16 protein-coding genes are annotated in these 23752 nt (G+C 71.3%); 7 read left to right on the forward strand and 9 right to left on the reverse strand.

Annotated elements, in window-relative coordinates; translation table 11 throughout:
* The first annotated feature begins 315 nt into the window (after positions 1 to 315).
* Positions 316 to 1482: an AraC family transcriptional regulator gene (locus EF387_RS27425; protein ID WP_128379289.1), complete on the forward strand. Its 1167-nt coding sequence runs from the start codon at positions 316 to 318 to the stop codon at positions 1480 to 1482.
* Between the two features lie 31 nt (positions 1483 to 1513).
* Here EF387_RS27425 and EF387_RS48630 read toward each other — a convergent pair whose 3' ends face one another.
* Genes EF387_RS48630 through EF387_RS27450 form a run of 4 tightly spaced genes read right to left on the reverse strand, consistent with a single transcriptional unit; the run spans position 1514 to position 8416 of the window.
* Complete coding sequence (locus EF387_RS48630; RefSeq protein ID WP_238431735.1) at positions 1514 to 3511, reverse strand: ATP-binding protein; 1998 nt, start codon at positions 3509 to 3511, stop codon at positions 1514 to 1516.
* A complete protein-coding gene (gene argG / locus EF387_RS27440; protein ID WP_128379290.1) occupies positions 3450 to 4904 on the reverse strand; it encodes an argininosuccinate synthase in 1455 nt (484 codons plus the stop codon). The genes EF387_RS48630 and argG overlap by 62 nt, the downstream gene beginning before the upstream one ends.
* Before the next feature lie 27 nt (positions 4905 to 4931).
* Entirely contained in the window at positions 4932 to 6524 is a 1593-nt protein-coding gene (locus tag EF387_RS27445) for an SMP-30/gluconolactonase/LRE family protein (protein ID WP_128379477.1), read from the reverse strand.
* 56 nt (positions 6525 to 6580) lie between these two features.
* On the reverse strand, positions 6581 to 8416 hold the full coding sequence (locus EF387_RS27450) for a flavin-containing monooxygenase (protein WP_128379291.1): 1836 nt from the start codon (positions 8414 to 8416) through the stop codon (positions 6581 to 6583).
* A gap of 242 nt (positions 8417 to 8658) precedes the next feature.
* On the opposite strand from EF387_RS27450, the gene EF387_RS27455 reads away from it, so the two are divergent.
* The 6 genes from EF387_RS27455 (at position 8659) to EF387_RS27480 (ending at position 17491) form a co-directional block, all read left to right on the forward strand.
* Positions 8659 to 9672 (forward strand): TauD/TfdA dioxygenase family protein, encoded by a 1014-nt coding sequence (locus EF387_RS27455; RefSeq protein ID WP_128379292.1) that lies wholly within the window; start codon positions 8659 to 8661, stop codon positions 9670 to 9672.
* A gap of 514 nt (positions 9673 to 10186) precedes the next feature.
* Positions 10187 to 13654: an AfsR/SARP family transcriptional regulator gene (locus EF387_RS27460; protein WP_128379293.1), complete on the forward strand. Its 3468-nt coding sequence runs from the start codon at positions 10187 to 10189 to the stop codon at positions 13652 to 13654.
* Between the two features lie 281 nt (positions 13655 to 13935).
* Positions 13936 to 14589 carry a M15 family metallopeptidase gene (locus tag EF387_RS27465; RefSeq protein WP_128379294.1) on the forward strand — a complete coding sequence of 218 codons (654 nt, stop codon included), beginning with the start codon at positions 13936 to 13938 and terminating at the stop codon, positions 14587 to 14589.
* Between the two features lie 54 nt (positions 14590 to 14643).
* Positions 14644 to 15375, forward strand: coding sequence for an RNA polymerase sigma factor (locus EF387_RS27470; protein WP_128379295.1), 732 nt, complete (start codon positions 14644 to 14646; stop codon positions 15373 to 15375).
* Positions 15363 to 16340 carry an NlpC/P60 family protein gene (locus tag EF387_RS27475; protein ID WP_238431736.1) on the forward strand — a complete coding sequence of 326 codons (978 nt, stop codon included), beginning with the start codon at positions 15363 to 15365 and terminating at the stop codon, positions 16338 to 16340. The genes EF387_RS27470 and EF387_RS27475 overlap by 13 nt, the downstream gene beginning before the upstream one ends.
* Positions 16341 to 16603: 263 nt before the next feature.
* Entirely contained in the window at positions 16604 to 17491 is an 888-nt protein-coding gene (locus EF387_RS27480; RefSeq protein WP_128379296.1) for a M23 family metallopeptidase, read from the forward strand.
* Between the two features lie 193 nt (positions 17492 to 17684).
* On the opposite strand, the gene EF387_RS27485 is transcribed toward EF387_RS27480, so the two are convergent.
* The 5 genes from EF387_RS27485 to EF387_RS27505 form a co-directional block, all read right to left on the reverse strand.
* Positions 17685 to 18242, reverse strand: a complete 558-nt coding sequence (locus EF387_RS27485; protein WP_238431737.1) for a PaaX family transcriptional regulator C-terminal domain-containing protein — start codon at positions 18240 to 18242, stop codon at positions 17685 to 17687.
* 298 nt (positions 18243 to 18540) lie between these two features.
* Entirely contained in the window at positions 18541 to 19590 is a 1050-nt protein-coding gene (locus EF387_RS27490; protein ID WP_128379297.1) for an NAD-dependent epimerase/dehydratase family protein, read from the reverse strand.
* On the reverse strand, positions 19587 to 21578 hold the full coding sequence (locus EF387_RS27495; protein WP_128379298.1) for a fatty acid CoA ligase family protein: 1992 nt from the start codon (positions 21576 to 21578) through the stop codon (positions 19587 to 19589). Before EF387_RS27495 ends, EF387_RS27490 begins: the two co-directional genes overlap by 4 nt.
* A 7-nt stretch (positions 21579 to 21585) precedes the next feature.
* A complete protein-coding gene (locus EF387_RS27500; RefSeq protein ID WP_128379299.1) occupies positions 21586 to 22500 on the reverse strand; it encodes a beta-ketoacyl-[acyl-carrier-protein] synthase family protein in 915 nt (304 codons plus the stop codon).
* Positions 22501 to 22503: 3 nt separating this feature from the next.
* Entirely contained in the window at positions 22504 to 23565 is a 1062-nt protein-coding gene (locus EF387_RS27505; RefSeq protein ID WP_128379300.1) for a 3-oxoacyl-ACP synthase III family protein, read from the reverse strand.
* Positions 23566 to 23752: the final 187 nt, after the last annotated feature.

Here is a 23752-nt window from a genome sequence, read left to right on the forward strand (position 1 = left end):
CAAGTACATCCAGTACGACGGCTTCCACCCGGCACTCCCCCCAGCCTCCGGCTGGGGGACCCCAGAGCACGCACCTGAGCGCCGCGCGGCCCGCCCTCCGGGCGGACGACGGGAATTTGACGACAGGGCCTAGAGCTCGGGTGCTCCATGGGTCACGGACGGCACGGGCGGGCGGATTTCCGCAAACGTAGAGAGGCGCGAAGGCCGCGGGCAGTGCGGCGGAGGCCGGAATGGGGGCTCCGGCGGCCACGCCCGCGACAGGCGGGGCCCCACTGCCTACAGTGAAGCGAGAACGCCCTGGTGAGAGGGAACGCGATGCCCGATGCCCCCGCCCCGGCCGAGTCCCCGGGGACCAGTCGCAGCACCTCGGCCACCATCGCGCCGAACATCCTGCGCTACCTAGCCCGGGTCGCCGACGAGTACGGCGTCGACCTGCAGCCGCTGCTGACCCGGGTCGGGCTGGACCCGACGGTGATGGGCTCCGCGGCACTGCGGGTCTCCTACCGGCAGGGCAGTGACGTCATCCGCCAGGCGCTGGAACTGACCGGGGACGAACATCTGGGGCTGCGCGTGGGCGCCGCGCAGCACCTGACCGCATGGGGACTGCTCGGTTTCGCCATGATGGCCGCCGACACCCAGCAGGACGCCATCGAGACGGGGGTGCGCTATCAGAACCTCTCCGGGGCGATGACGGTGTGGTCGGCCGGCTGGGAGGACACCGGCTATGTGCTGCGCGCCGATCTGCCGGACCCCGCACTGGATCCGACGGTCGCCGTCTTCCTGATCGAGGAGGCGTACTCCAGTGTCGTCACCCTCACCCGTCTGAACTCCGGCGCCGCCTTCGCGCCGCAGGCGGTCGAGTTCGCCTTCCCCGCCCCGCGCGACACGGGCCCGTTCGACGAACTGTTCCGCTGCCCACTGCGCTTCGGCGCCGCCGGCAACCGTATGGTCTTCCCCGCCCGGTGGGTCCGTAGCGCGATGCCGGGGCGGGACCCCATCACCTACGCGACGGTGCTGGAGTTGCTGGACGCGCAGCTGGAGTCACGACGCGGCCAGCAGGACCTCCTCGAGGTGCTGGAGATCTCCATCGCGCAGAGCCTCCCGGCCGTCCCCTCGTTCCTCGAGCAGGCCCGCAGGCACGCGTCCAGCGAACGCACCCTGCGCCGCCGTCTGGCCGAGTGCGGCACCACGTACGACGCGATCGTCGACGGAGTACGCCGCGAACGGGTCGAACTACTGCTGAGGCGACCGGAAGTGACGCTCCGTGACATCACACGTCAGGCGGGCTTCGCCGATGTGAGCGCACTCAGACGGGCGGTTCGCCGGTGGCACGGGGCGACCCCGCTCGAGGTGCGCACCAGGCTGCTGAGACGGGAGGCACCAATCGGCGGGGCACCCATCGGCGCGGCACCCACCGACGAGTCGCCCACCGAAGAGGCACCCGCCGACAAGGCACCCGGGGACGGGGCACCCAGCGGTTGAGACACCCACCGGCCTGCGCGCGGTCCGCGGCTCAGGTGCGTGGGGTGAGCAGATCGGGGAGCCTGCCGACGCCGTCGATGGTGATGTGCGGGCTCTGCTCCGGCGGCAGTGCGGTGAAGCGGTCCGTCGCGTGGATGCCGGTGGCCACCGCGATGGCGAGGGCGTCGCCGCGGCGGGCCATCGCCATCTCCAGCTCCGGGTCGTCCCCGACGACGGCTAGCTCCTCGGGTGTGACCCTCAGGCGGCGCGATGCGCAGTGCAGGGCGTACAGCGAGGGTTTGCCCACCACGTGTTCGGCCACGCCCGTGACAGCGCTGATCATGGCGCAGATGGCCCGCGACGTTCCCAGTGTGCGGCCGTCGGTGCTGGCGAAGAACACCGACTGCGAGGAGCTGTAGAGCGTGGCGCCGCCGAAGACGGCGTGGCAGGCGGCTTCGAGGTCGTCGATGGTGAACTCGCGGTACCAGCCGACGAGTACCGCGTCCGGTGCGTCCTTCTTCCTGGGGGCGTCCATGGGCGTGACGACTTCGATACCTGCCTGGCGGAGCGGTTCCTTGAGCCCTTCGCCGCCGAGCACCAGGACGCGTCGGTGGCCCACCGTCAGGAAGTGGTCGACGGCGCTGGTGGCGGGAGTGAGCATGGCGGTGTCGGCCACGTCGAAGCCGATCCGGCGCAGGGTGTCCGCGTATGCCTCGGGGGTGCGGGTGGTGCCATTGGTGAAGGTGAGCCAGGGAAGGCCCTGTGCGGTGAGCCAGGCGGTGGCTTCCAGGGCTCCGGGCAGCGGGGCGAGCCCGCGGTTGCGCCGGTCGCCCAGGACGACGGTGCCGTCCAGGTCGAAGACGATGCCGCGGACGGTTCGGAGACGGTCGGTGAGGGAAGCGGCGACGGCGTCAGTCGGGTCGGCGGTCACGGTGCAGCTCCAGTCGGAAGTCGGGTCGTTCCAGGGCCAGTTCGGTGGTGGCGGGGCGCGTCCGTAGCCCTTGGAGCAGGTCGAGCACCGGTTTGACGTCGGGGTTGTAGTGCCGCCGGGCCGGGCCGGCCGTCGCAGCCGGGCCAGCGCCTCGGCGCGGTCCTGGCCGTGCACGATCAGCTTCGCGAGCAGCGAGTCGTAGTAGGGCGGCACCGCGGCGCCGTCCTGGAGGTGGGTGTCGATCCGGATGCCTTCGTCGAGCGGCCACACGGCGTCGGTCACGGTGCCCGGGCTCGGCTGGAAGTCCCGTGCCCAGTCCTCGGCGTTGAGCCGGCACTCGATGGCGTGGCCGGTGAACGAGACGTCCGCCTGGCCGAAGGTCAGCGATCGGCCTTCGGCGACGGCGAACTGTTCGGCGACCAGGTCCAGGCCGGTGATGGCCTCGGTGACGGGGTGCTCGACCTGGATGCGGGCGTTCATCTCCAGGAAGTAGAAGGTGCCGCGGTCCACGTCCACGAGGAACTCCACCGTGCCCAGGCCGCGGTACTCCAGATGCTTGCCGAGGGCGACCGTTGCGCGGTGCATCTCCTCGCGCAGGGCGGGATCGAGGGCCGGCGCGGGCGCCTCCTCGATGAGCTTCTGATAGCGGCGCTGCACGGAGCAGTCCCGGGTGCCGAGGTGGACGATGTTCTCGCCGTCCCCGAGGAGCTGGACCTCGACGTGCCGTCCGGTCGCGACGAAGCGTTCCAGGTAGACGCGGGGGTCGCCGAAGGCGGCGGCCGCCTCGGCCACGGCCAGGTCGATGGTGGCGGCCGGGGCGGCCGGGTCGTGCACCTGTTTCATGCCCCGGCCGCCACCGCCGCCGACCGCCTTGATGAGCAGGGGAAAGCCGATCCGCGCGGCCCTGGCGCGTGAGGTGATTGGCGCGTTCGTTCGCGACGATACGGCGTAGCGGAAAGGGCCGCCCGGACGCCATTGGCGTCGGGGCGGCCCTTTCCGGTGGCTGGTTCCGGCGTGTGCGGCCCGGGGGTCCGAGCCCCGCGGTCCGCGGTACCGGTCAGTCCGTGCCGAACTCCATCGCGGCGCGGTCCAGCAGTTCGTCGTCGGCGGAGATCTCACCGCGGGAGGCGATGGCCTCGGCGCCGCCTTCGGGCATCTCCGGCATGGTGCCGATCAGCCCGGTCGCGGCGGCCTGGGCGGCACCGATGGCGGGGCTGCCGGTGCCGATCAGACCGAGTCCGACGTACTGCTCGAGCTTGGCGCGCGAGTCCGCGATGTCGAGGTTGCGCATGGTGAGCTGGCCGATCCTGTCCACCGGGCCGAACGCCGAGTCCTCGGTGCGCTCCATGGACAGCTTGTCCGGGTGGTAGCTGAACGCGGGTCCCGTGGTGTCGAGGATCGAGTAGTCCTCACCGCGCCGCAGCCGCAGGGTGACGGCGCCGGTGACCGCCGAGCCGACCCAGCGCTGCAACGACTCCCGGATCATCAATGCCTGCGGGTCGAGCCAGCGGCCCTCGTACATCAGCCGGCCCAGGCGCCGTCCCTCGTTGTGGTACTGGGCGAGGGTGTCCTCGTTGTGGATGGCGTTGACGAGGCGTTCGTAGGCCGCGTGCAGCAGGGCCATGCCGGGCGCCTCGTAGATGCCGCGGCTCTTGGCCTCGATGATCCGGTTCTCGATCTGGTCCGACATGCCGAGACCGTGGCGGCCGCCGATGGCGTTCGCCTCCATCACCAGGTCGACCGGGGAGGCGAACTCCTTGCCGTTGATCGTCACCGGGCGGCCCTGGTCGAAGCCGATCGTCACGTCCTCGGCAACGATCTCGACCTCGGGGTCCCAGAACCGCACGCCCATGATCGGCTCCACGGTCTCCACCCCGGTGTCCAGGTGCTCCAGGGTCTTCGCCTCATGGGTGGCGCCCCAGATATTGGCGTCGGTGGAGTATGCCTTCTCGGCGCTGTCGCGGTAGGGCAGGCCGTGCGCGAGCAGCCACTCCGACATCTCCTTGCGGCCGCCGAGCTCGGTCACGAAGTCCGCGTCGAGCCAGGGCTTGTAGATCCTGAGGTGCGGGTTGGCGAGCAGGCCGTAGCGATAGAACCGCTCGATGTCGTTGCCCTTGAAGGTCGAGCCGTCGCCCCAGATCTGTACGTCGTCCTCGAGCATCGCCCGGACCAGCAGGGTGCCCGTGACGGCACGGCCGAGCGGCGTGGTGTTGAAGTAGGCCCGCCCGCCCGAGCGGATGTGGAACGCCCCGCAGGTGAGCGCGGCCAGGCCCTCCTCGACGAGCGCCGCACGGCAGTCGACCAGGCGCGCGATCTCGGCCCCGTAGGTCTTCGCACGGCCGGGCACCGAGGCGATGTCGGGCTCGTCGTACTGGCCGATGTCGGCGGTGTAGGTGCACGGGACGGCGCCCTTGTCGCGCATCCACGCGACCGCGACGGAGGTGTCGAGGCCGCCCGAGAAGGCTATGCCGACGCGCTCGCCGGTGGGCAGGGAGGTGAGGACCTTGGACATGGAAAGAGTATGCAGTATCGCGCATGGTCATGCAAAGTGGTGCGGTACGTCGTTCAACGACGGCCGCCCCGCCTCCAGGCGCCACACCGTTCCCTCACCGTTGGCCGAGAGGAGGAGGCTGCCGTCCGCGGCGACGGCGAGGCCGGCGAACAGGCGGGGCGCCCCGACCATGCCGTGGGTGAACAGCGCGGGGTCGGTGCGCGGAACCGGCGGCCCGACCGGCAGGTCCTCCGCCTCGGTCCGGATCTCCCCCGTGCTGAGGGAGACCGCCAGGAGCCGGCGCCGACCGGTATCCACCGTGTACAGCTCCTCGCCCTCAACCACCAGCCCCTGGGGTGCGCCGAGCCCGTCCGCGACGATCTCCGTGTTCCCGTCGTCCGCGAGCCGGAGCACAGCCCCGAGCCGGTCGTCGCTGACGTAGCAGCGCCCTGCGGTGTCGAAGGCCACATCCACCGGGTGGTCGAGCCCTTCGGCGAGCACGGTGACGGTGCCGGTGTCATCGACGGACACGATCCGGCCCGCGCCCGCCTCCGCCACCACCAGCGAGCCGTCCGGTCCGACGGCGATCCCGAATGGCTGGTCGAGTCCCGCCGCTCGTGGCCGCGTCGTCCCCGACTCCGGGTCGTAGGTATGGACGTCGCCGTACTGCGATGTCAGGTGCACGAGCCCGCCCGCGTGGGTGACGCCGTGGACGAACGGCGGAGTCAGCGTCAGGGAGGTGGGGTTGTCCGCGCCGGAAGGTGCCGTGCTCGTCAGCCGGTAGTGGTCGGCCGCGTACACGGTGCCGCCGAGGTCGACGGTCACGCCGTAGGGGCCGTCGAGGCCCCGGGGGACGAGCTCGCGGGTGCGGCCGTCCGGGTGCAGCTCGGTGACACCGCCGGTGGCGTAGCTGGAGACGAACATGCGGTTCTCCGTGTCGAACGCCGCGTTGTCCAGGCCCATCAGGCCACTGGTGACGAGGGTGCGGGTGCCGGTGCCGTGCAGGTCGATACGGGTGACGATGCCTTCCACGCCGCGGGAGAGGACGTGCAGGACGCCGCCCTGGTCGAAGCGGACCGCGACCGGCTCGTGGACGTCCTCGGCGACCACCTCGGGAACGCCTCCGTCCGGCGGGATCCGCCAGACCTGTCCGGTCAGCATGTGCGGGTAGTACAGGTGGCCGTCCGGGCCCAGTTGCATGGCGTTGCCGAGGGCGAGTCCCTCGGTGAGCACCAGCGGGTCGCCGCCGTCCGGGAACAGCTCCAGCAGACGGCCGCCCGGCCGCATCTCGTTGACGAAGAGGCGGTCACCGACACAGGTGATGCCGTTGGGCAACTTCACCTCGTCGGAGACCAGCGTGTACTCGCCCGCCGGGCTGCGCCGCCAGACCCGGCCGGGGACCAGGTCGGCGATGTACATCGAGCCGTCCGCGCCGAAGGACAGGTCGTCCGGCGACTGGACCGGGCCGTCCATCGGCACGACCACCTCCACGTCCCCGGTGGCCGGGTCGACGGCGCTGATCTGGCCGGCGAGGAACTGGGCGACGTACAGCCGTCCGTCCGGTCCGAAGGCGACACCGTTGGAACCCCACAGCCGATTGGGCGGGTTGAGCCGCTTCGCCCCCCAACGGGCGCTCCGCATAGGTCCGTTGCCGGACTCGTCGAACCGGCTGGGGTACGGGGTGGTGTGCGCGGTGCTCACGCCTCCTCCCCCGCTACGAGGACCTCGTCCATGCCGCCGTTCGCGCGCCAGCGCCCGAGCAGTTCGTGGAAGGCGACCGGGCCGTCCGCGTACGCCTCGCTGCGCTCCCGGGGCATGCCCTCGTTGTTGTAGTAACCAGGGGTGCACTCCGCCTGGAACTTGTGGAGGTCGGGTGCCTTCGCCCGGAGGGTGGCAACCCAGGTGTCCTGGGCCTCGGGGGTCGGCTCGACGTACCGGGCCCGCCGCTTGTGGGCCTGAGCGACCACCTCGGCGACGTGCAGGGCCTGTTCGTCGAGGACGTGGACGTAGTTCACGGAGCTGGCGTTCTGCAGGGGGCCGAGCTGGAAGAGGTTGGGAAAGCCGTGGCTGTAGAAGCCGTGGAGCGTCTTCGGGCCCTTCGCCCAGGCCTCGAAGAGATGGGTGCCTCCCCGGCCGTACACCGGGAGCCGTCCGGAGAGGATCCCCGAGACGCCCACCTCGAACCCGGTCGCGAAGATGATGCAGTCGACTTCGTACTCCACGCCGCCGACCACGACGGCGTTCTCGGTGATCCGCTCCACGCCGTGGGTGTCGGCCGTGTCGACGAGGGTGACGTTGGGCCGGTTGAACGTCTGGAGGTAGTTGTCGCTGAACGTCGGCCGCTTGCACATGTAGCGGTACCAGGGCTTGAGCTTCTCGGCCGTCTCCGGGTCCTCGACGATGCGTTCCACGCGGGCGCGGATCTCGTTCATCTTCTGGAAGTCGGCGATCTCATAGGCCCGTTCGCGTTCCTCGGCCGGGACGTCCGCGTAGGCGTTGGTCGGGATGAGCTTCTCCTGGAGCCGGGCGCTGGACGTCCAGGCGTCGTTCACCAGGTCCTCGTCCGTGCGGATGCCGGTGACGACCTTGAGGAAGTTCTCCATGCGCTGCCGCTGCCAGCCGGGCTTCAGCGACATGGCCCATTGCGCGTCGGTGGGGCGGTTGTCTCGTACGTCGACGGAGGAGGGCGTGCGCTGGAAGACGTACAGGTGCCCGGCGTCGTTCCCGAGGTGCGGCACCACCTGGATGGCGGTGGCGCCGGTGCCGATGAGGGCCACCCGCTTGTCGGCGAGCTTGGTGAGACCGCCGTTGGCGTCACCGCCGGTGTAGGCGTAGTCCCAGCGGCTGGTGTGGAAGGTATGGCCCCGGAAGGTCTCGATGCCGGGGATCCCGGGGAGTTTGGCCTCGCTGAGCGTGCCCGTGGACGCCACCACGTAACGCGCCCGCATACGGTCACCGCGGTCGGTGGAGACGATCCACTCCGACTCGGCCTCGTCCCAGCGCAGTTCGGTCGCCTGTGTCTGGAAACTGGCGTCGTCGTAGAGACCGAAGTGCCGCGCGATGGCCTGTGCGTGCTGCCGGATCTCCTCCCCCGGCGCGTACCGCCACTTCGGGACGTAGCCGACCTCCTCCAGCAGCGGCATGTAGATGTACGACTCGATGTCGCAGTGGATGCCCGGGTAGCGGTTCCAGTACCAGGTGCCGCCGAAGTCACCGCCCTTGTCGATCACCCGGATCGACTCCACGCCCGCCTGCCGCAACCGGGCGCCGGCGAGCAGACCACCGAACCCGCCGCCGACGACCACCACCTCCACCCGGTCGTGCAAGGGCTCCCGGCTGAAGTCCGGGTCCGCGTGGGGGTCTTCCGCGTAGTAGCCGAACTCGCCGGTCACGCGCCCGTACTGGGCGTTGCCGTCGGGACGGATACGGCGGTCGCGTTCGGCCCGGTAGCGGTCCCGCAGCACGTCCGGGTCGAAGTCGAGTTCCTGCGGGTCGAGTTGGGGGGAGGTGGAGGAGATGTGGGGGGTTGACATCGTTGTCCTCGTCCTTTCTGTGTACCCCTCTGATCGTGACGCTCCGCCCGGCAACCACGTGAGCGGTGTTCCCGCCGATTTTGATCGTTTACGCACCCCGGTCACCGTGACGCGCTGCCGTCCGGCCGGGTCGGACCACCTGGCCGACGCGGCTCGGGGTGATTGCGTCCGCCGTGGTGGGGGAAGGTCGGGGCTCGGGACCGACAGCGAACGGCGGACGAACACACGAGGAGTGAATGGGAATGACGACGTCCTCGACCGGGCCGGTCACGTCGGACGAGCTCTCCGGGGCCGTGTGGCAAGGGCCCGCCGGCGGGCTCGACGTACGGCCCGTCGCCGGGTACATAGGTGCGGACATCCACGGCGTCGACCTGTCGGGCCCCCTCCCCGACGAGGTCGTCGCGGGGATCCGCGCGGCCATGCTCCGCTGGAAGGTGGTGTTCTTCCGGGACCAGAAGCTCGACCACGACGGCCATGTCGCGTTCGCCCGCCGCTTCGGTGAGCCGATCATGCTGCGCTCCCGCGGTACGGCCTCGCCCGCGGACCACCCGGAGGTCGAGACGACGGCCGACCGGCTGGAGCTCGCCGGAAGGCACGGGATGACGCACGCGGAATGGCTGGAGCGCCGGCGCCACTCCACACTGCGCGGCTGGCACGCGGACCACACCGCGCGGATCGACCCGCCCGCCCTCACCATCCTGCGCGCCGAACGCGTGCCGCCGTACGGCGGTGACACCACCTGGGCCAATCTGGCCACGGCCTACGCGGGGCTGTCCGAGACCGTGCGGAGCTTCGCGGACGGACTGCGCGCGGAGCACCGGCTGGGCGTCGGCTACCTCCCCCGCTCCGGCCCCGACGCCTACCTCCGCCACCTCCAGGACCACCAGGTGGCCTCGGTGCACCCGCTGGTCCGCGTCCACCCGGAGACGGGCGAACGCGTGCTGTACGTCAACCCGTACTACGTGGAGAACATCACCGGTGTCTCCCGGGCCGAGAACAGGCTGCTGCTGGAGATGTTCGTGGAGCAGGTGACACGGCCCGAGTACACCGTCCGCTTCCGCTGGGAGCCCGGCAGCGTCGCCATGTGGGACAACCGCGCGACGATCCACCTCGCCCCCAGCGACACCGCCCACCTGGGCTCCCCACGGATCATGCACCGGGTGATGACCGCCGGGGACATCCCAGTCAGCGTGGACGGCACCCCCTCGGAGTCGATCACCGGGGCACCCCTGCACGGGGTGGCGGAGGGCCGGTAGGTGGCGGCGCTCAACCGGCCCGCCGTGCGGAGGGCCGGCAGGACCCGGAGGGCCGGTAGTCGAGGGAAGGTTCCGTAGGGCCGGCAGGACCCGGAGGGCCGGTAGTCGAGGGAAGGTTCCGTAGGGCCGACAGGACCCGGAGGGCCGGTAGTCGGAGGAGGGTGTTCGGGCGGGGAAAGTCTTCTCGCCTTCCCTCATACGGGAGGCGCTCGTTTCCCGTCCCCTTTTGTATCCGCTGGTGCCCCGCCGTATCCGCTGGTGCCCCGCCCACCGGGCAGTTGCCCGCGCGAATGCTGCCGCGAACGCCGCACGAAGGAGACGAGACGACCCCGAAGCCCGCTCCGCCCCCCGCCGCCCCGGCTGCCTGACCTGCGGCGCGGGTCCCGGCCACCGGACGGCCGACGCCGGCCGCGGCAACACCGCCGCCGTGACGCACACCGTCCGGTTTTTGGCGTGCCGTGATCGCTACCGCCGGTATCGTGGCTGCGACACGCGCCCGGCGGACGGGGGAACGATGCTGGAAGTGCGCATTCTCGGGCCGGCCGAGGTGTGGTACGAGGACCGGCGCCTGCCACTGGGCGGACCCAAACCGACCGCCATCCTGGTCGCCCTCGTCACCCGACTCGGTGAAGTTCTGTCCACGGACCGGCTGGTGGACCTGGTCTGGGAGGAACACGCGCCCGCGACGGCCAGCGCCCTCGTGGCCTCGCACGTGGCCGGCCTCCGCCGGGCCCTCGCCCGGGCGGACGGCGCGGGCGCGATCCAGACCCGCTCGCCCGGCTACCTCGCCGCCTTCTCGGCCGACCGGATCGACGCCCGGCGGTTCGAGGACGCGCTCGCGCTGGGGCGTCGTACGGCGGCTCAGGGACACATCGCCGAGGCGGCGGGCATCCTGCGGGACGCCCTGGGGCTCTGGCGCGGACGGGACGCACTCGAAGGACTCGGGCAGTCGTTCGCCCGGATCGAGGCGGCCCGGCTCGCCGAACTCCGGCTGGTCGCCCAGGAGGAGACGTACACGCTGGAACTGGCGCTCGGCCGGGCGGACGATGTGATCCCCGGGCTGCTCGCCCATGTCTCCGCCCATCCCCTGCGGGAGCGTCCGCGGGGGCAGTTGATGACCGCGCTCTTCCGTACCGGGCGGGTACCGGACGCCCTGCGCGTGTTCCAGGAGGGGCGCCGGATCCTCCGTACGGAGCTGGGGATCGACCCGGGAAACGAGTTGCGCACCCTGCACCAGGCGCTGCTGACCGGGAACACGGAGATGCTCGGCCGCCCGCAGACCGTGGCGCTCACCGCCTCCGCGCCGGCCGCCGCTTTCGACACTGGGCCCGCTCCTGGTGCGCCGGCCGGCGCCTCCCCTGTCTCCCCCATCGGGGCACCCGCAGGTCACGTTGCCGCGCCGGTCCCTGGTGCACCTGTTGGTCACGCCCCCGCGCCGGTCCCCGGTCCGTCCGCGAGTACCGGCCCGGCTTCCGTCCCGTCCGGCGCCGACGCCCGCCAGGGCCGGTCGGCCTCCCCGGCGAAGTCCGGTGCCACTGCCGGTGGCGCGACCAGCGCCGCGACCGGCGCCGCGACCGGCGCCTCTCCCCGCACGGTCGGCCCGCTCCGGGACACGCTCCCCGGAATGCGCGAACCCGGAACGCACGAACCCGGAACGCACGAACCGGCCCTTGTGCCCGACCGGACGGCGTACGCACCCGTGCCGTCCGCACCCCGCGTCCCGTCCCAACTCCCGCCCGACGTGGCCGACTTCGTCGGCAGGGAGGAGCAGATCGCCTGGGCGGCCGAGGTGCTCGGCGGCATCAACGACCCGACGAGGACCGCACCGCCGATCGGTGTGATCTCGGGGCGTTCGGGCACGGGGAAGACTTCGCTGGCCGTGCACGTGGGCCACCGCATCGCCGACCTCTTCCCCGACGGCCGGCTCTTCCTCGACCTGCGGGCCTCCGACTCCACTCCCCTGCACACCGCCGACGCCCTCGCCCGGCTGCTGCGCACGCTCGGCGTGGGCGCCGACGCGCTGCCCGGTGACACGGAGGACCTGGTCGCCCTCTACCGCACGCACATCGCCGGCCGCCGGGTCCTGCTGATCCTCGACAACGCCGTCGGTGAGGCGCATCTGCGGCCGCTGCTGCCACCGAGTCCCAGCTCCGGTGTACTGATCACCAGCCGCAGACGGCTGGTCGCACTCGAGGGGGCCGCCCACCTGGATCTGCCCGCGCTCGCGGAGGAGGAGGCGCTGGCCCTGTTCGGCCGGGTCGCCGGGCCCGGACGCACCGGCGCCGAAGGCGACAAGGTCGCCGAGATCGTTGCGCTGTGCGGGCGGCTGCCGCTCGCCGTGCGGATCGCCGGCGCGCGGCTCGCCGCACGCCCGCACTGGACGCCCGCCCGGCTCACGGCACGGTTGCGGGACGGGCGCCGCCGGCTCGACGAACTGCAGGTAGGTGATCTGGAGTTGCGCACCAGCCTGGAGCTGGGGTACGCCGACCTCGGCCCGCAGGAGCGGCGGGCGCTGCGCCGGCTCGCCCTGATGGACCTGCCGGACTTCCCCGCGTGGATCGCGGCCCCGCTGCTGGACGTGGGCCTCGATGAGGCGGAGGAGGCCGTCGAGCGGCTGGTGGACTGCCACCTCATCGAGTTGGTCGGGGTGGACGGGGTCGGGCAGACCCGGTACCGCATCCACGACCTCGCCCGCGAACACGCCCGGGAACGCTGTCTGTCCGAGGAGGGCCCCGAGGAGCGCGAGGCCGCCGTGGGGCGGCTGGTGGCCTGCTGGATGTCGCTGGCCCGCGGTGCCGCGGCCCGGGCGCCGGGCGGGGCGTCGCGGCTGTTGCCCGAACCGCACAGCGAGTTGGCGCTGGACCCGGCCGTCGCTGAGGAACTGCTCGCCCGGCCGGCCGACTGGTTCGCGTCCGAGGAAGGGTGCCTGATCGCCGCCGTCGTCCACTGCTCGGCCCACGGTCAGACCCGGGCCGCACGTGACCTGGCGGGCGTACTGATAGCGAGTTCCGCGGCGCTCTACAACCACTTCGACGCCTGGTCCCGCTCGCACACCGTGGCCCTGGAGGCCGTACGCCGGGGCGGGGACCGGGAGGGTGAGGCCTGGCTGCTGAGCGGGCTCGGTCAACTCCGGTACGAACAGGACCGGTTCGACGAGTCGTACGCGTACTTCAGGGACGCGCTGCGGCTGTTCGAGCGGCTCGGTCGAGGTGAGGGTGCCGACGCGACCGGCGCTGCCGCGTTCTTGCGCGGGCAGGCCGTCGCGCTGACCGGGATGGGATCGGCGCGCCGCGAACAGGCGCGGTACGGCGAGGCGCTGGAGCTGCTGCGGCCCGCGCTCGACCGGTACGAGCGGCTCGGTACCCAGGTCGCCTGCGCCCACGTCCGGTACGGCATCGGCTACGTCCACCGCGAGCAGGGCCGGCACGACGAGGCGTGGGGGGAACTGACGCGCGCACTGGAGCTCTACCGGGAGGCGGCGGACCGGCACGGCGAGGCACTGTCCCTGCGTTCGCTGGGCCTGTGCCACCGGGCGCGGGGCCGGCTCGCCGAGGCGGAAGAGCTGTTCAGGGAGTCGCTGCGTCTCTTCGAGGAGGACGACGACGCCTTCGGCGCCATGTACGCGGGCCAGTCGCTGGCCAAGGCAGAGCTCCGGCAGGGCCGGCTCACCCAGGCGCGCGAGCGGCTCGAGCACTGCCTGGAGGTCACCCGGGAACGTCAGGACCTGTTCGGGGAAGCCCTGGTGATGCGGACACTGGGCGAGTGCCGACTGGCCGGACAGGACTGGGACGCGGCCGAGGAGTCCCTGCGGCAGGCCCTCGCCCTCTGGGAGAAGCTCGAACTGCCACTGTGGCGGGCGCGCACCCTACGCGACCTGGGTGCCGTCGCCGAGGGCCGCGGCGACCTGACGGCGGCTGAGGCGGCCCGTGCCGAGGCCCTGGAGGTCTTCCGCCGGCTGGGGAGCCGGGAGGCCGCGGAGTGATAGCCGCGGCCACGCGTCACCTGCCGAAGTCCTGCTGGACAACCTGAGAGACAACCTGAGGGGCACGCGCGGAACGACCCGCGCGAGAACCCGCGAATGGCTGGAGAAGCGCCTACAGGGGCACCTGCGCAAAGGACCTGCAGAGGGACCTGCACAAGGACCTGCAGAGGGACCTGCACAAGGACCCTGAGAAGGACCTGCAGAACGACCTGCAGAACGATCTGCGGCGGCATGCAGAAGATCTGCATCACTTCTGCATCGCCCTCGGCGACGCTGTAGGCGTGACAGAGATCATCCTGCTCTCGGACCAACGGGTCGCCCGGACCCCTGTCGTGGAGTGCGGCGAACCACTGACCGACGTTCGCTACACCGGCACGCTGCGCATGGATGCGCGGCAGGCCGACGGCGACGGTTCGTACGCCCATCTGCGCACCGGTGTGGTGCGGCGGCTGCTTCAGGCACAGCGAGAACTGCCCGCAGGCGTCCGCTTCATGGTGGTGGAGGGCTTCCGGCCGCCTGCGTTGCAACGGCGCTACTACGAGGAGTACGCGGCCACCATGCGGGCCGCGCATCCGGGGGCATCGGAAGCGCGGATACGCGAACTCGCCAGCGCGTACATCTCGCCGCCCGAGGTCGCGCCGCACGTCAGCGGGGGCGCGGTGGACCTGACCCTGTGCACCGAGGACGGCACCGAACTGCCGCTCGGCACAGAGGTCAACGCCACGCCGGAGGAGAGCGGAGGCGCCTGCCGCACGGCGGCACCCGACATCAGTGCCGAGGCCCGCACCCGCCGGGAACTGATGGGCAAGGCCCTCGCCTCGGCCGGGTTCGTCAACTACCCGACCGAGTGGTGGCACTGGTCGTACGGGGACCGCTACTGGGCCCTCGTCTCCGGGCAGCCGGCCGCCCGGTACGGCCCGACCGAGCTGGAGTGAACGACACACGGACCGGTGCGCGGGATGACCGCCCACGCACCCCGGGGGACACACATGGACACGAGCACCACCAGCACCAGCACCATTTCCGACTGCGGGACCAACCCCAGCACCACCAACACGCACACCGTCGTCCCGGAGACCGGGGATTGGATGACTCCGGAGGAGTTCGACACGGTGTTCACGGCCGCGATGCCGAGGCTGCGCCGTCGGCTGCTGGCCATGACCGGAGATCCGCACGACGCCGACGACCTGCTCCAGGAGACGTACGTGCGGCTCGCTCACCGGGCGCACACCCGCAGGCTCGCCCGGCAGCGGCACACGTACGCCTACACCTGCGTCGCCGCCCTCAATCTGCTGCGCGACTCCTGGCAGCACTCCTCCCGTCGGGAACAGTGCTCCGACCGGTTGCCCGAACAGGGCTGGGACGGCGGACTCGCCCTGCGTGAAGCGGAGTCGACCGTGCTCGACCTGCTGCGGAGCCTGTCTCCGAAGGAAGCGGCCGCCGTCATCCTCGTCGACCTCGAAGGCCTCAGCCACGACACGGCCGGTGAGCGGCTCGGCGCGCACCGCGGAACCGTACAGCGAAACCGGATGCGCGGACTCGCCAAGATTCGTACTGCTCTGGGCGCATACGGACCGCCCCCGGGAACCGTCGCTTCCACGAAGGCCGAGGGCGGCGCCCACGGCGGCTCCGACCCGGTCGCACCGGCCCGGACCGCGTCCGGCCGAACCACCCCACACCAGAACAACAGGAAACTGACGGAGGGCACATGCGCCGCATGAACCGCGCGATGACGGCCACAGGAGGCGTCCTGCTCGCCGCGCTGCTGAGCACCGCGAGCGCGGGGGTCGCCGCCGCGGCACCACAGGCACCGCGGCAGAGCGCGGCGACGGCAGCGGCGAAGGCGACGGCCGCGGCGCGGGGAGCGGTCGCGGCCGAGGGAGCGGTCGCGGCGGAGCCGCGGGCGGAAGCCCGGGCGAGGGCGGCGGCCGACTGCCGGCCGCTCGCGGACGCCTCGGCCGCGGCCCGGGCCATCGTCAACGCCGCCTGCAGCCAGCTCGGAGTGCCCTACTCCTGGGGCGGCGGCTCCATCCACGGGCCGACGTACGGGCAGGACTACCCCGGTGGCGGGCCCGGATCGCACGACAGCCAGGTGAAGGGGTTCGACTGCTCGCACCTGGTGCAGTACGCGGCCTGGCAGGGTGCGGGGATCCTGCTGCCCGAGGGTTCCTGGAATCAGGCGCAGTGGGGCGGGGCCACCGCCCGCTTCGACCGTGGCCAGGGCCTCGCCCCGTTGCAGCCCGGCGACCTGCTCTTCTGGTCCAAGAACCCCGCCAACCTCGGCTCCGTCCACCACATCGCCATCTACCTCGGCAACGGCAAGATGGTCGAGGCCCGCGAGTCCGGGACGCTGGTGATGGTCAGCGACGTCCGGCTGAACGCGGAGTACGCGGGCGCCATCCGTATCAGCGGCGGTGAACAGCCTCCCGCGGGCACCAAGCGGTACGTCACCTGGGGCACGAACGTGAACCTGCGGGCCCAGCCGAGCACCAAGGCTCCGGTCAAGGCGAGGTTGAGCGGGCCGACGCCCGTGGACGTGCTGTGCCAGGTGCACGCCGAGATGGTCGAGGCCGAGGGGTACCGCAACGACGCGTGGTCGTACCTGCCGAAGTACGACGCCTGGATCTCCAACATCTTCATCGACGACCCGAAGGCGTGGCTGGACGTCCCGACCTGCAACTCCTGACGAGGCGTCATAAGCCCAATTGGCTTGGCTCTGTGAGGGCGAGGCGTCACAAGCCCAGCCGCCCAGTTCTTCGAGGCGAGCGTCATGAGCCCAGCCGCCCAGTTCTTCGAGGCGAGCGTCATGAGCCCAGCCGCGCAGCTCTTCGAGGGCGAGGCGTCATGACTCCACCACGCATGCACCCAATCACCCATGCGCGCAGGCACGTTCGGTCCCGAGCACGGGCTGCCGCCCGTACCTGAGCGCGTCCCCCAGGAGGCTTCCACATGTTCTCGAACCGCTCACTGAAGTCGTCACCGTCGTCCAGGGCCTCCGCGTCATCCAGGTCCTCCGCGTCATCGAGGTCGCCGAGGCGCGCCAAGTCCGTGGCCCTGCTGGCCACCACCGCGGCGGCGGCCGCGCTGGTCCCGCTGTCGGCCGCCCCGGCCGGTGCGGCTCCGGCCGGGACAGCAGCCGGAGCGGTCCCCAACGCCGCAGCGGGGTACGCCGGTTCCTGTCCTACCGCCGGCAGAGTGACGCAGGGTTACCACTCCGGCCACGACGGTGTGGACATCGCCAACACCCGCGGCACCCCGATCTACGCGTCCGGCCCCGGCACCGTCATCGTCTCCGGCCCCGCGAGCGGTTACGGCCAGTGGATCCGGATCCGGCACGACGACGGCACCGTCACCGAGTACGGCCACATGTACGAGCGGCTCGTGTCCACGAACCAGCGGGTCAGCGGCGGCCAGTTGATCGCCCGGATGGGTTCCGAGGGCCAGTCCACCGGCCCCCACCTCCACTTCGAGGCGCACTCCTCGACATCCAGCACCCGGGGCATGGACCCCGTCGCCTACCTCGCCGACCGGGGGGTGAGGCTGCCGTGCACCCCGGGCACCCCGGGCACCCCTCCCCCTGGCACTCCGGCGCCCAACTTCAACACGTGGGGCACGGGCGTCCGGGTCCGCGAGGACGCCCGCCTGAACACCGCAGTGGTCCGCACCCTGTCCGGGCCGACGCCCGTGTACGTGGAGTGCCAGAAGGTCGGCGACATGGTCGAGGCCGAGGGGTACCGCAACAACGCCTGGTCCCGGATCCCGGCCCTCGGTGGATACATCTCCAACATCTACATCGACCACGAGGCCGCCTGGCTGCCGGGGGTGCGCGAGTGCTGACCAGCTCGTGAGCCGGGTATGAGGATCGCCGCGGCGGGCCGTTCGGGCCGCCGCGGCGATCCGCGTCCGCTCAGCCGTGCCCTCCGCGGGCCGATGCTTGGCCCACCGGGCTCGAAGCGTGACGACGGAGGCGGTGTGACCACGGAGGGGTTGTGACCACGGAGGGGCCGAGAAGCCCGCCGCCGTGCAGAGTTCACCCCCCGCTGCGCCCGTCGACCAGTTCCTCCCACCGCCGCAACGCCACCGGCCCCCACTCGGCGTGCCGGCCGTGGAAGAGGTCCGCCGCTTGCGCCCCGCTCCAGTTGGCGGGCAGCAGCTTCAGCGGGAGTCTCGGGTCCAGGAAGGGGAAGCGGCGCCACTCGTGCACCAGCATGGTCTGAGCCTGCAGTACGGCGTCGCCGTCGGCCGGGCGCAGTCCGGTGAACTCGTCGATGAACGCCTCGTAACGCTCCTCCACCTCGCTGAGGTCCCAGGCGCGGGACACCATGGCCGCCTCGCTGCCCACGGCACCGTAGGCGGCGGTGAAGAACATCGCGTCGTCGGCGAGCCCCAGCTCCTTCAGGACGCCGAGCGCCTCGGCCTCACGATCGGTACGGGGTGTGATCCACACCCCGGGCTCCGGCGAGCCGTCCACGCGGGCGTCGGCCGCCTCGGCTTGGATGAACTGTAGTGCGAGTCGTTCGATGTCTCCCGGCCACTGGCCCCCGACCATGCGTACGATCCCCCGGATCGTCAGCCGCTGGACGGCCAAGGCTGTCGGTGCGTCCTTGGCCGCTCGGTCGCTGCAGGCCGGGCCTGTTCAGAGTAGGCGTAGGGCTACACACGATCGGGTCCGACTGGGCGGGGCCGGGCCCAAACGCCCGCCCTGGTGTGGGACTCCGCGTGATTCCCCACCAACAGGTCCGCCTTCCCCGCCCAACCGTTCGACAAGGCGCATGGACCAGGTTGGTCGGCGCAGAGGTGTTGGCTGCACGGCCCCGACTGATACCGCCAGTCGGCATGCTCCAGCCGGCCTTGTTCGTGCCCGAGAAGTACGACGGCTTCCTCTTTCACGGTCGGAGCACGGCACGGACGAACTGCTGGACACCGCCGATCGATTCGACCCAGGTGACGAGCTGCTTCAGCCCGTCCTCCTGGCTGATCACGGGCAGGTAGCCGAAGTCCCGTGCGGCGGCGTCCGTGTTGTACGTGGTGGAGCGGGTGAGAAGTGCCACCGCGTAGCGGCTGAGCGGTGGTTCGCGGCGGGCGGCGAGCGCGGGCACCCGCCACACCAGCTCGACGGCCTCGACGAGGGCGTCCAGGAGGAGCGGAGGGATCCGACGGGTCGGCGGCCGCAGGCCGAACAGCTCCGCCAGCCGTACGATCAGGACCTGGAGGTCGGTGTGCTCCCGGTCGGCGACGAAGTAGGCCTTGCCGCCGATCCGTTCCGCCGGGGCCTTCGCGGCCAGCAGCGACGCGGCGACCGCGTTGTCGCAGTGGCACAGCGAGACCAGTACCTTCCGGCCGCCCAGCAGATCAGGCAGCTTTCTCCGGGCCATCTTCGCGACCAGCCGGGGCAGGAACCCGGAGTGGTCCCGTGGTCCCCAGATGCCGCGCGGGCGCAGCGCGACCGTGGTGAAGCCCGGGCGGTTCGCGGCCAGCACCATGCGTTCGGAGGCGGCCTTCGTCTCGCAGTAGAGGTTGTGGTAGCGGGTGGGGTAGGGGGTGCTCTCATCCATGCCCAGGCCGTCTCCCTCCCCCACCTGCATCAGGGCGCTGGGGCTGCTGATGAACACGAAACGCTCGGCTCCGGCGTCACGAGCGGCGTTCATCAGCCGCTCGGTGCCGAGGACGTTGGCGTTCCAGAACTGTTTTCGGGTCCCGTGCTCGACGACCCGCGCGGCGCTGTGGTGGACGACGTCGACGCCCTCGACAGCGCGCCGCAGCGAGGCGGCGTCGCCGAGGTCGCCGTAAGCCAGTTCGAGGCCGGAGATGCCGCGCAGTCGCGTGATGTCACTGCTCCCGCGGACGAGCACCCGGACGTCGTGGCCCTCACTCAGTGCGCCGTCCACGAGATGTCCGCCGAGGAATCCGGACGCGCCGGTGATCAGGACCTTCATGACGCTCCCGGGCTCTCGTGCCGTACCGGGGCGGTGGCCGGGGGCAGGGTGCGCCACCAGGTAGCGCCGTAGAGCATGGTCAGGCCGACGGTCGCCGCGCCGCTGTACCCGGCGGCGCGGCCACGCGGCAGGGCCCTGGGGATCTGGGCGGCGTGGACCACGACGCTGAGGAAGACGTCGACCCACCACAGGGCCCGCAGTACCGGCTGGTCCGCGGGGAGGGCCGGCCCGGCCGCCACGTAGGCCCAGCCGAGCAGCGGTATCGCGCGCAGCGCCCGGACGCGCCGCGTGGCCGCGGCACCACCCGATGCGAGCCGGCGGGTGGCCCAGCGGGCGAGCTGTTCTCTTCCGATCTTCGCGTTGTGCCGGATGTCCACCGGAAAGGCCGGATGCCGGAGGAATTCCCCCAGGCCCTGGGTCACCGGTTGACCGGCCGCCAAGTGCCGCAGTTCGGAGACGAGCTGCCGCCACTCGACATCACCGGCGCCCGGTTCGGTCTCCACACAGACCACCGGCCGCTGGGCGGCGGGCTCTCCGACCCCGACGAGGGCAGTGCGCCGGACCGCCGGGTGAGCGTTGAACACGCCCTCGCACTGCACCGTGTACAGATCCCCGTCGGCGGTGCGCACCCGCTGGGTGCGTCGGCCACAGAACCACAGCCGTCCCGATGCGTCCAGGTAGCCGAGGTCACCGGTGCGATGCCACAGCCGGGTGGTGCCGTCGCCGGTCTCCTCACGGATCTTGTGCTGGGCGTCGGCGACGGGGTCGGCGTAGTAGCCCGGGCTCACCGACTCGCCTGCCAGCACGATTTCGCCGACCTCACCCTCCGGTACGGCCAGCTCCGGGTCCCACCGGGCCAGCGGCGCGTCGGACACCTGGATGATCCTTGCTGTCACGCCCTCCAGCGGGCGTCCGACGCACGTGCCCGCGCCGGACGCGGAGAGCGCGGCTGTTTCGAGCAGTACCTCGGCCGACTCGATGGAGGAGATCGGCAGTGCCTCCGTGGCCCCGTAGGTCACATGGAGCTCCGCCTTCTCGCTGAGTACGCCGCGTACGGTGTCGACGACGTCCGGTGGAACGGGAGCCCCGCCGGAAGCGACGAACCTCAGCTCCGGCAGCGTGGTCCGATGCTGCGTCAGGTACCGCCCCAGCACCCGCAGCAGGGCCGGGGAGGCGATCATGCTCGTCACCTTGAAGCGGGTCAGGGCCTCGGTCAGCAGTTCGGGCCGGGCGTTCGCGACCTTTGCCGGCGACAGCGGCGCGAGCACCAGAGTGGAGCCGCAGAGCAGATCGAGAATGCCGTACACCGGCAGAGTGACCAGGGACACGGCGTCGCGGTCGCGGTCGTGGAGCGCGAGCATCTGCCGGACCATGGGCGCGGTCATCCGCTGGGTGTACTTCACCCCCTTGGCAGGGCCGGTGCTGCCCGTGGTGAAGGCGATCATCAGCAGGTCGTCGCCGGAGGGCCGGGGGAGGTCTTCGGCACGGGGGCCGTCGCCCAGCCGCTCCAGCGTCTCGCCGCCCCAGAACCAGCGGCGGCCCAGGGTGATCCGGGTGCGGACACCCCGGAAGGTACGGCGGCCGAGGACCCGTACGACATGGGCGATGGGTGGCCCGATGAACGCCTCCGCGCCCACCGTCCGGTAGCAGTGCAGCATCCGCTTGACGCCCATGCCCGGGTCCACCACGACCGGGATCGCGCCGATCCGGAACAGGGCGAAGGCGATGGCGAACAGGTCGGGGCCCGGCGGCGTCATCAGGATGGTCCTGGTCCCCCGGGTGATGCCGGCCCGGTGGAAGCCGGCTGCCAGTCGCTCCACCCGGTCCTGGAGTTCGCCGTAGGTCAGCTCGCCGTAGCGGACCGCCCCACCGGCCTGGTGACCGTCCGGGTGAATGATCGCGGCCTTGGCGGGGAAGGTGCGGGCATTGCGCTCTAGGATGCCGGCCGGGCCTTCCTCGAGGCCGACGGAGAGCACTGTCGGTGACATCGCTCCGTCACCGGTCCACTGGACGGTAGCTCGTGCAGACGACGCTCGGACCGGCGCCGGCGGCCACGAACAGCAACTGGTCGTACCCCTCGGGGAGTCCGTCCCGGACCGCCTGGAGGTAGCTGAGCACCGGCGCGGCGGTGTGCGGCTCGCCGTCTTGCGTGGCCGGCGCCCCGGAAGCCACGACGGCCGCCGCGTCCAGGTCCAGCCGGCGGGCCATCTGGGCGGCGAAGCCGGTGGTGGGCCGGTTGCAGACCAGAAGCGTACGGTCCAGTGCCAGCCCCTCCTCCAGCACGTACCCGAGGACACTGTCCGTGGTGAGGTCCAGCAGCCGGTCTGCCCAGTCCCCGTCACGGCGTACGGTGATCAGCCTCCGTTCGTCGCCGCTCGCGCCGGACAGGTCCGCGTAGCCGACCGTCCCTTCGGTCCCCCGCGCGCTGTAGGTCCGTACCGGGCCGAAACCGCTGTCGTCGTCGGCGCAGCGCTCCAGCAGCAGGGCCGCGCCGAGGTCGGCGTACGGGTACCCGGGGTCCGCGCCGGCGTGCCCGCCGGGGTGCACGTCGGCAGCGGTGACCAGCACCCGGTCGGTGCTGCCGCTGCCCAGCAGCGCCTGGGCGACCTGGACGGCGTTGAGCACGCCGCAGGCGCCGTTCATCAAGTCGAAGGAGAAGCCGGCCACCGGCTCGACCAGGTAGTCCAGGCCGATGCCCACCTCCTTCTGCACCATCGCCGCGAGGGCGGGTTCTATGACGTTGTTCTCCCGGTAGACGCCGACGTTCACCAGAACGCCCACCGCGTGGGGCGGCAGCCCGGCCTGTGCCAGGCAGTCCTGGGCGGCCTGGGCGGCGAGCCGCACGGAGGTGTCGGAATCGCGGGCGGCCTGCGGCGCGGTGGTCGAGGCGGCTGTGATCACCGTACTCATGGGTCAGACTCCCAGATTGGAGATCGTCGCGGACAGGGCGCCGAGGACCATGCCGGAGGCGGCGGGGACCAGAAGGAACTTGGCTCCCTGGCGGGCGGTTCCGGCCCGCAGATGCTGGCTGAGCGCCATGAAGTGCGAGGTACTGGCGGTGTTCCCCAGCTGCTCCACCACGGACAGGGACTCGGGCATGGCGGTGCCGAACGCCGCCTCCGCGTGCTCGATCGAGGACTCTATGAAGCGCGTGGCGACCTGGTGAAGGATGATGTAGTCGAACTTCTCGTCGGCGAAGTCTGCGCCGTTCTTGGCCAGGAAGTCGCCGTAGAAGCTTGACCAGAGCCTGCGCCGCTCCTTGGCGTGCATGCGCTTCTGGTCCGCGTACATGGCGAGGCCTCCCGTACGGTCACTGGGCATGGCCAGGCACAGGTGGGAGTATGCGGAAGCGGTCATCAGCTCGACGTAGTGGATGCGGTCCGCCTCGTCCGCGGACTCGTCGAGGATCACCGCGGCGCCGGAGTCGCCCACGGTGAGCGAGGCGAACTGAGGGTCGCGGATACTGTCCATCTCGGCCGCCGCCGTCCGCGACACCGGAGTGATGCGCTCGCCGCTGACCACCATGCCGTTGCGGACGATGCCCTGCCGGATCATCCGGTCCAGGATGTAGACACCGGTGATCATCCCGGCGCAGGCGTTGGACACGTCGAAGTGGATCGCCGAGTGGGCGCCCAGTTCCTCGACGAGCATGCGAGCGAACGACGGCTCGAAGTGGTAGCGGCCGCCGCCCTTGTCACGGCTGATCGAGGTGCAGATCACCACGTCCAACTGGGCGGGTTCGTATGTGGAGTTGCTCAGTGCGTCCCGGGCAGCCCGCAAGGCCAGGCCGAAGGAGTCCTCTCCGGCCTCCGGGTCCGGGTCGGCGACCCGGCGCTCCGCGACCCCGGTGATGCGCTCCACGGGCAGGTTCGACACTCCGGTGACCTGGGCGACCAGTTCGGATGTCGGCTGCACCGCGGCAGGTAAGTAAGCCCCCAGTGCTTCGAAGCGGCTGTATCGCGAAATCGTCGTCATGATGTCCTTCTTCCTCTTTCTCTTGCTCCTGCTCTTCCCTGGCATTGCGATACGGTCTGGCACCCGGCCATGCCTAATTGTTCGCGGGTTCCGCCGCACGGACACCGCGTGGATACGTAGGACCGGGACTACGTATTCACGTAGTCCCGCGGGGAGGACGTCTCTGCCATTCTCGACAGCAACCAGA

It is taken from the genome of Streptomyces cavernae (assembly GCF_004023625.1).
In the GTDB taxonomy this organism is placed as follows: Bacteria; Actinomycetota; Actinomycetes; order Streptomycetales; family Streptomycetaceae; genus Streptomyces; species Streptomyces cavernae.

What these genes read in the sequence shown, in the direction of transcription:
- EF387_RS27425 (WP_128379289.1), top strand. Translation starts at nt 316, where the DNA reads ATGCCCGATGCCCCCGCCCCGGCCGAGTCCCCGGGGACCAGTCGCAGC.
- argG (WP_128379290.1), bottom strand. Translation starts at nt 4,904, where the DNA reads ATGTCCAAGGTCCTCACCTCCCTGCCCACCGGCGAGCGCGTCGGCATA.
- EF387_RS27445 (WP_128379477.1), bottom strand. Translation starts at nt 6,524, where the DNA reads ATGCGGAGCGCCCGTTGGGGGGCGAAGCGGCTCAACCCGCCCAATCGG.
- EF387_RS27450 (WP_128379291.1), bottom strand. Translation starts at nt 8,416, where the DNA reads ATGTCAACCCCCCACATCTCCTCCACCTCCCCCCAACTCGACCCGCAG.
- EF387_RS27455 (WP_128379292.1), top strand. Translation starts at nt 8,659, where the DNA reads ATGACGACGTCCTCGACCGGGCCGGTCACGTCGGACGAGCTCTCCGGG.
- EF387_RS27460 (WP_128379293.1), top strand. Translation starts at nt 10,187, where the DNA reads ATGCTGGAAGTGCGCATTCTCGGGCCGGCCGAGGTGTGGTACGAGGAC.
- EF387_RS27470 (WP_128379295.1), top strand. Translation starts at nt 14,644, where the DNA reads ATGGACACGAGCACCACCAGCACCAGCACCATTTCCGACTGCGGGACC.
- EF387_RS27475 (WP_238431736.1), top strand. Translation starts at nt 15,363, where the DNA reads ATGCGCCGCATGAACCGCGCGATGACGGCCACAGGAGGCGTCCTGCTC.
- EF387_RS27480 (WP_128379296.1), top strand. Translation starts at nt 16,604, where the DNA reads ATGTTCTCGAACCGCTCACTGAAGTCGTCACCGTCGTCCAGGGCCTCC.
- EF387_RS27490 (WP_128379297.1), bottom strand. Translation starts at nt 19,590, where the DNA reads ATGAAGGTCCTGATCACCGGCGCGTCCGGATTCCTCGGCGGACATCTC.
- EF387_RS27495 (WP_128379298.1), bottom strand. Translation starts at nt 21,578, where the DNA reads ATGTCACCGACAGTGCTCTCCGTCGGCCTCGAGGAAGGCCCGGCCGGC.
- EF387_RS27500 (WP_128379299.1), bottom strand. Translation starts at nt 22,500, where the DNA reads ATGAGTACGGTGATCACAGCCGCCTCGACCACCGCGCCGCAGGCCGCC.
- EF387_RS27505 (WP_128379300.1), bottom strand. Translation starts at nt 23,565, where the DNA reads ATGACGACGATTTCGCGATACAGCCGCTTCGAAGCACTGGGGGCTTAC.